Genomic DNA, 1,518 nt, shown 5'->3' with positions numbered 1-1,518 from the left:
TCGATGAAGTCGATGACGACCAAACCGCCCAAGTCGCGCAGGCGCATTTGACGGGCGACCTCTTCGGCGGCTTCCATATTGGTTTTGAACGCGGTGTCTTCAATATCCGAGCCGCGTGTGGCACGCGCAGAGTTGACGTCGATGGAAACCAGGGCTTCGGTATGGTCGATCACAATCGCGCCGCCGGAAGGCAGGCTGACGCTGCGTGAGAACGCACTTTCGATTTGGTGTTCGATTTGGAAACGGGAGAACAGCGGCGTGTGGTCTTGATAGAGTTTCAGACGGCCTACATTGCTCGGCATGACGTAGCTCATGAATTCGGCAACTTGGTCGTAAACTTCTTGATTGTCCACCAAAATCTCGCCGATATCGGGACGGAAATAGTCGCGAATCGCACGAATCAGCAGCGAGCTTTCCATAAAGAGCAGGTAAGGGTCATGGTGTGCTTTGCCTGCTTCTTCAATGGCTTGCCAGAGCTGTTTGAGGTAGTTCAAGTCCCATTCCAACTCTTCCGCGCTGCGGCCGATGCCGGCGGTGCGGGCGATGATGCTCATACCGTTCGGAATGTCGAGTTCGGCCATGGCGGCTTTCAACTCTTGGCGCTCTTCGCCTTCAATACGGCGGGATACGCCGCCGCCGCGCGGGTTGTTCGGCATCAATACCAAATAGCGGCCGGCCAGGCTGATGAAGGTGGTCAGTGCCGCGCCTTTGTTGCCGCGCTCATCTTTTTCGACTTGGACGATAACTTCCATGCCCTCTTTGAGCACGTCCTGAATACGCGCCCTGCCGCCTTCGTAGTCGCGGAAATATGAACGCGATACTTCCTTAAACGGCAAAAAGCCGTGGCGGTCGGTTCCGTAATCGACGAAACACGCTTCCAGCGACGGCTCGATGCGGGTAATGATACCTTTGTAGATATTGCCTTTACGCTGTTCTTTGCCCAGCGTTTCGATGTCCAAGTCCAAAAGGTTTTGGCCATCGACAATGGCAACGCGCAGCTCTTCGGCCTGCGTTGCGTTGAATAACATTCTTTTCATAGTCACCTCGTGAACAGCGGCCGTTTGATTTGTGAATATCTTTTTCAGACGGCCTGTCTGTCCGGTTGGCACTCTTCAAAGGCAAGATGGGAAAATCCCCGTGTAACCAGTATTTGATTTGAAATCCGCAAGGTTGCATGCTTGAACTCAAGCCATGTGCGGACGGATTCGGATAAAGAAGGAAATAAAGAACAATGCGGCGGAAAGGTTGATGGTTCCGCTGCCGTCCGAATGCTGATGCTTCGGACAAAATTAAGGCAGCCTACATCTTCTTATTATCGTAGCGCCGGTAATTTCGGACGGTGCTGCGCGGACTGCGTCTTACGCCCGGCCGGACGGCAGGTTCAATTCAAACTTAATTACGGGATTGCGTTTGCCGGCTTTGAACAAACACAAGGAAATGCTTTGCGGAGTGCGTTTTTAATATAAAATCTCGTTTTAACAATAAATCCGTTTCAGACGGCCTGCGACGGCAGGTTCG

General features: G+C 52.8%; 1 protein-coding gene. It reads right to left on the bottom strand.

Going from position 1 to position 1,518, the window contains the following annotated elements:
* Positions 1 to 1,037 (bottom strand): Rne/Rng family ribonuclease (locus tag ACTHUE_RS18635; protein WP_440424147.1); only part of this gene is annotated, 1,037 nt, incomplete at its 3' end.
* Between the last annotated feature and the right edge of the window lie 481 nt (positions 1,038 to 1,518).

This window comes from Neisseria sp. P0021.S005, from assembly GCF_051956955.1.
The sequence above is the reverse complement of the archived record's forward strand: the minus strand, read 5'-3'. Positions and strand labels throughout refer to the sequence as shown.